At 65.2% G+C, this 6,000-nt stretch carries 6 protein-coding genes; 5 read left to right on the forward strand and 1 reads right to left on the reverse strand.

All coding sequences use genetic code 11. The features are described 5' to 3' along the window. The first annotated feature begins 54 nt into the window (after positions 1-54). From ACMUOY_RS18050 to ACMUOY_RS18060, 3 genes are read left to right on the forward strand one after another with little or no spacing between them, the layout of a single operon-like run. Positions 55-1,284, forward strand: coding sequence for an OprD family outer membrane porin (locus tag ACMUOY_RS18050; RefSeq protein WP_413894131.1), 1,230 nt, complete (start codon positions 55-57; stop codon positions 1,282-1,284). A 35-nt stretch (positions 1,285-1,319) separates the two neighbouring features. Further along, on the forward strand, positions 1,320-1,991 hold the full coding sequence (locus ACMUOY_RS18055; RefSeq protein WP_413894132.1) for a VIT1/CCC1 transporter family protein: 672 nt from the start codon (positions 1,320-1,322) through the stop codon (positions 1,989-1,991). Next, positions 1,988-2,620: a hypothetical protein gene (locus tag ACMUOY_RS18060; RefSeq protein ID WP_413894133.1), complete on the forward strand. Its 633-nt coding sequence runs from the start codon at positions 1,988-1,990 to the stop codon at positions 2,618-2,620. The genes ACMUOY_RS18055 and ACMUOY_RS18060 overlap by 4 nt, the downstream gene beginning before the upstream one ends. Before the next feature lie 28 nt (positions 2,621-2,648). On the opposite strand, the gene ACMUOY_RS18065 is transcribed toward ACMUOY_RS18060, so the two are convergent. Continuing rightward, entirely contained in the window at positions 2,649-3,458 is an 810-nt protein-coding gene (locus ACMUOY_RS18065) for a mechanosensitive ion channel family protein (protein WP_413894134.1), read from the reverse strand. 374 nt (positions 3,459-3,832) lie between these two features. Between ACMUOY_RS18065 and ACMUOY_RS18070 the strand changes: the two genes are divergently transcribed. Both ACMUOY_RS18070 and ACMUOY_RS18075 read left to right on the forward strand, forming a co-directional pair. Next, positions 3,833-5,089 (forward strand): efflux RND transporter periplasmic adaptor subunit, encoded by a 1,257-nt coding sequence (locus tag ACMUOY_RS18070; protein WP_413894135.1) that lies wholly within the window; start codon positions 3,833-3,835, stop codon positions 5,087-5,089. Between the two features lie 5 nt (positions 5,090-5,094). Continuing rightward, positions 5,095-6,000, forward strand: a 906-nt coding sequence (locus tag ACMUOY_RS18075; protein ID WP_413894136.1) for an efflux RND transporter permease subunit, incomplete at its 3' end; no start/stop codon positions are given.

Consider the following 6,000-nt stretch of genomic DNA (forward strand, 5'->3'; position numbering starts at 1 on the left):
AGGACAGAAATGCCATCCATCGTTCCATTCAGGTTTTCCCGGACCGCTTGCGCAGTGAGTCTGGCTTTGGCGTTCTCCGGCACGGCATCCAGCGCCCTTGCGGCCGGCGAGGGCAGCGCGCTGGAACACATGCTGGTGCGCGACAGCAAGGTCGATCTGCAGCTGCGCACCTATTTCTATGACAAGCTCAACCCGGCACCCAAGAACCCCAACCAGGCCTGGGCGCTCGGTGGCTGGCTGGGCTATCAGTCCGGCTGGTTGGGCGATGTCTTCAGCTTCGGCCTTACGGGCTACACCTCGCAACCGCTCTGGGCGCCGGCCGACGCGCCTGGCAGCAACCTGCTGACGGCGACGCAGGGCGGGTACTCGGTGCTGGGCCTGGCTTACGGTTCCCTGAGGCTGTTCGACCAGACCCTGACGGGTGGGCGCTTCGAGGTCAATCAACCGGAGGTGAACCTGTTTGACAACCGGATGACGCCACAGACCTTCCAGGGCGGCGCACTCACCGGCAAGCTGGCTGGCGTGGATTACTTTGCCGGCTACCTGTCAGACGTGAAGCAACGCAATGCCACGACCTTCATCAACATGGCGCAGGCCGCCGGCGCGCCATCCGACGTGAGTTCCGGGATGTGGCTGGTGGGTTTCAAGGGTGAACCGACCAAGGACCTGGTCCTGCGGCTGTCGTCCTACCATGTTCCGGATGTGCTCAACTCCACCTATGCAGACGCTGCCTGGACCACGCCGGTTGCAGACGGCATGAAGCTGCGCCTGGGCGCGCAGACGATCTACCAGAGCAGCACCGGCAGCAACTCGCTGGGGACGTTTTCGGTCGGCTATGGCGGCGTCAAGGCAGACCTCACGTCCGGGGGGTTGACCGGGACGCTGGGCTACAACCAGACCGGGCGCAACGCCAACCTGCGCTCGCCGTATTCGTCCTGGGCTGGCTACACCGTGATGCTGATCCAGGATTTCAACAGTGCCGGACAGAAGGCGTTTCTGATCGGTGCCGCCTACGACTTCAAATCAGTGGGCGCGCCGGGCTTGACGCTGGCGGGCCACATCGCCACCGGCTTCGATGCGATCAACCCGTCAACGGGGGCGCCAGTGGCCAACTCCACCGAATACGACATCGACCTGAACTACCGTTTCACCGACCAATCCTGGCCGAAGTGGGCGCAGCCGCTGTGGCTGAGAATTCGCGCGGGGGTGCTGGTGCCTTCCGGGGGCGGTGCCACGACCGAAAACTACCGGATCATCCTTAACTACCCGATCGATCTGAAGTAAGGTGTGCCAGCGACGCCTTTCGTTGGGAACGGGCCATGCGTGAGCTGAGCGGCCAGGCGGCGAGGACACGCGATCCGGTGCTCAGTCCGGTCGACCGGGTTTCGGAAATGCTGTTCGGCCTTTTCATGGCGCTGACCTTTGTGGGCGCGGTCTCGGTGGCCGAGCCCGGTGGCGTGCAAGTGCGCACGCTGTTCATCGCTGCCCTGGGCTGCAACCTGGCCTGGGGCCTGGTCGATGCGGTCATGTACCTGGTGCGCACCATCACCACGCGCGGCCGCGCCCACAGCCTCATGCGGGCGGTGAGATCGGCGCCGGATGCCGATGGCGGCTGCCGGATCATTGAAGGCGCCTTGTCGAAGACGGTGGCCGGACTGGTCTCGCGGGCGGAGATCGAGGCCATTCGGGGGCGGATCCTGGCGCTGCCACAGGCGCCACCCAGGCCGGAACTGGATCGGGACGATGCACTGGCCGCGCTGGCCATCTTCCTGATCGTCGTTGTGGCCACCTTCCCCGTCGTGCTGCCGTTCCTGTTTCTGGATAACGTGGTGCTGGCCAAGATTGTCTCCCGGGGTGTCGCGCTGGCCATGCTCTTCATTGGCGGACTGGCGCTCGGCCGCTACGCCGGCTATGGCAGCTGGAAGGCCGGGCTGGTCATGGTCGGGCTCGGTGCCGGGCTGGTGGCGGCAATCAACGCGCTTGGCGGATGAGCACCTGGTTGCGCCTTCTGGCAATCGGGGCCACCGGGCTGGCAGCGACCGCTTTCGCGGGCGACGATGCGCCCGCCGCAGAGCCCCCGGCCTGGGCCTTTGGCCTGACTGTCTATCCGACCGATGTTCGCGGTGGCCAGCGCTACGCCTCCGCCATTGCCACTGCCGATCACGGTTCGGTCCATCTGGAGGCACGGACCAACTACGAGTCGGTGGGTGCGCGCTCAGCCTTTGCGGGCTGGAACCTCGCGGGGGGCGAGACCGTGAAGTGGACACTGACGCCCTTGCTCGGCGTCGCCTGGGGCACGACGCAGGCCTGGATTCCCGGACTGGAAATGAGCCTGACGTGGGGCCAGTTCGATGGGTACGTCGAGGCAGAGCACGTTCGTGCACGCGCAGGGCAGGTCGACAGCTATCTCTACGCCTGGACCGAGGTCGGTTTCCGCCCGGTGGAAGGACTTCGGGTCGGGCTGGCCGGCCAGCGCACACGAGCCTTCGGCAACACGCGGGCGCTGCAGCGCGGGCCCCTGGTGCAGGTGAGCTGGGGCGCGCTGACGCTGGGGGGCTACTGGTTCAATCCTGGCTCGGCGGACCAGGTGTTCATGGGCATGATCGGCGCGGCCTTCTGAAGCCGCGCCGCTGCCCGCAAGTGGGGGCTCAGGCCTCCTGCTTGAACCGATGCAGGGCCGAGGGCGACGGCCAGCCGGCTTCCTTGCACACGCGCACGATGGCTTCGTTGGTGTCAAAGTACACCTGCCAGTAGTTGTCGGTGTGGGTGTAAGGGCGCACGGCGATCTGCGGGCCTTCCAGCTTGATGTCGAGCAGGTTCACTTCCGGCGGCATGGTCTTGGAGATGTTGGGGATCTGGGCGACGGCGATCTTCAGGCGGGCGATGGCGTCGAGGGGGTCCACGCTGGCGGCCAGTTGCGCCACGCGCTCGACGCGGCGCTCCGGCAGCACCGAGAAGTTCTGGATGGTGTCGCCGAAGATCTTGCCGTTGCCGACGATGGTGAACACGTTGTCGGGCGTGATGATGGTGGTGCCGAAGAGGCCCAGCTCGCGGATCGTGCCGACCACGCCGCCGATGCTGACAAAGTCACCCACCTTGAACGGCCGCAGGATCAGCATGAAGGCGCCGGCCGCGAAGTTGCCCAGCAAGCCACTCCAGGCGGCCCCGATCGCCACACCGGCACCGGCCAGCATGGCGGCAAACGACGTGGTCTGGATGCCGAAGTAGCCCAGGATGCCCAGCACCAGGGCAATGTTCAGCGCAATGGCGATGATCGACCCGAGGTACTTGGTCAGCGTCGGATCGACATGGTTGCGGTTCATGGCCGCCTGCATCATGGCGATGACGCGCCCGATCAGCCAGCGGCCGACGATCCAGAACGCAATGGCGGCCAGCACCTTGATCGCCAGTTCGGAGACGGTGGTGCTGAGGAAGGTTTGTATCGATTGCATGTCCACGGGAGAACTCCTTTCGAGGGTTGAGGGCGTGTCTGGCCGGGCCAGCGCCAGGGGGCCTCAGGGGCGGCGGCGCCCATTCTACGGCCCGTCGGAAGCCTTTGGGGCGGTGCGCGGGGTGCTGGCGCAACGCGCCACGCGACCGGCGCGAATTTCTACCCATTGTGAAGCTTATTCGCCACATCCCGTTACAGGATGGTCGTTATTTGCTATCAAAACGGCACTTCTTTGGTGCCTGCGGCTGCCGCGCACGGTTCGGGAAGACCCGGGGAAGCCGCCCAACAATGGCGCGCGCAAAGAGAAGTAGACTGTGCGGACAGCGGCGTTCCGCTTCGTCTGCGGTCGCCGGTTTCTGACGTTCACCCAAGCATCCAGCCATGCCAACTCACAGCACTCGACTGCATCCAGCCCTGTCCGCCTGTCCGGACCGTGTCGTCCCCATGACCGGGCGAGTCCGCACGGGCCATTGCGTCGCAGCGCTGGCCTGCGCGGCGGCGCTGTTCCTGGCCGGCTGTGACAAGGAAAAGGGCGTGCCGCCGCCATCCACCCCGGTCGTGCAGGTCATCGAGGCGGTGCAACGCGATGTGCCGGTCTACATGGAATGGGTGGGTGCGATGGACGGCAACATCAACGCGGCCATCCGGCCGCAGGTGACCGGCTACCTGGTCAAGCAGAACTACCGCGAAGGCGATCTGGTGAAGAAGGGCCAGTTGCTGTTCGAAATCGACCCTCGCACGTTCCAGGCCGCAGTTGACGAGGCGACCGGGATCCGCGCCCAGAAGGTGGCCCGTCTTGAAACGACCACGGCCAACCTGGCGCGGGTCAAGCCGCTGGCCGAAAAAAATGCCGTCAGCCAGAAAGACCTCGACGACGCGACTGGCGCTTACCAGTCGGCCAAAGCGGAACTGGAGGCCGCCGACGCCAACCTCAAGACGGCCAGGCTCAACCTCGGCTTCACCCAGATCACCTCGCCGATCACCGGCATTGCCGGCATCGCCAAGGCCCAGCTCGGCGACCTGCTGAGCCCCAGCGGCGGTGAACTGACCACGGTGTCGGCGGTCGATCCGATCAAGGTGTATTTCAACATCAGCGAACAGGAATACCTGAAGATCGCGACGGCCGCCAGTTCTGCCGGCAAGACCGCGCAGGACGTGCCGCTCGATCTCATCCTGGTCGACGGTTCCATCTATGGGCACAAGGGCAAGGTCTCGGTGTTGAACCGCCAGGTTGACGTTGCGACCGGCACCTTCAAGGTCGCCTCCCTGTTCCCCAATCCCAACAATCTGCTGCGGCCTGGCCAGTTCGGCCGCATCCGAGCGACGATGAAGACGGTCAAAGGGGCGCTGCTGGTGCCACAGCGGGCGGTGACCGAGATGCAGGGCAAATTCCTGCTCGCGGTCGTCGGCGCCGACAACAAAGTCGATATCCGCCCGGTGGTGGTCGGTGAGCGCATCGGCAGCGACTGGTTGATCGCCCAAGGCTTGAAGCCCGGTGAGAAGGTCATCGCCGAAGGGACCCAGAAGGTCAGGCCGGGCATGACGGTTGAGGCCAAGCCGTTCGTCGCGGCGGCCCCGGCAGCTGGAGCGCCCGGAAAGGCCGCGTCCGCACCCGCAGCCCCGGCCGCCAAGGAATAGCCGCCATGTCCAGGTTTTTCATCAACCGGCCGATCGTGGCCATGGTCATCTCGATCCTGATGACCATCATCGGCATCGTGGCGATGTCCGGGCTGCCGATCGCGCAGTTCCCGAACATCGTGCCGCCACAGATCCAGGTCAACAGCACCTACACCGGCGCCGATGCCCTGACGCTCGAGCAGGCCGTGGCCACCCCGATCGAACAGCAGATGTCCGGCGTCGACAACATGGACTACATGTATTCGATCAACGCCAACAACGGCCAGTCGACCCTGTACGTCAACTTTGCCCTGGGCACGGACGCCAACACCGACCAACTGCTCGCCCAGATGCGCGAGGGGCAGGCGGAATCGCAGCTGCCCTCCGATGTGCGCAACTATGGCGTCACGGTGCAGAAATCGACCTCATCGCCGTTGGTCATGTTCGCGCTCTACTCCCCCAAGGGCACGTACGACAACATCTTCCTGGCCAATTACTCGTACATCAACATCAACGACCAGATGACGCGGATCAAGGGGATCGCCAGCGTCACCGTCTTCGGTGCCGGCCAGTACGCCATGCGCCTGTGGGTGCGCCCGGATGTGCTGGCCAAGCTGAACATCACGATCCCCGAGATCATCAACGCCGTCCAGACGCAGAACACGGTCAACCCGGCCGGCCAGGTCGGGGCGCAGCCGGTGCCGTCGGGACAGGAGTTCACCTATGCCGTGCGCGCCCAGGGCCGACTGGTGACCGAAGAGGACTTCGGCAAGGTTGTGCTGCGCGCCAACCCGGATGGCTCGATCGTCCGCGTGTCCGATGTCGCCCGGATCGAACTCGGCGCACAGACCTACAGCATGGAAGGCCGCCTGAACGGCAAACCGGCGGCGCTGATTGCGCTGTACCAGGTTCCCGGCGCCAACGCGCTGGAC

The sequence above is a fragment of the Candidatus Skiveiella danica genome (assembly GCF_022705245.1).
GTDB lineage: Bacteria > Pseudomonadota > Gammaproteobacteria > Burkholderiales > Burkholderiaceae_C > Skiveiella > Skiveiella danica.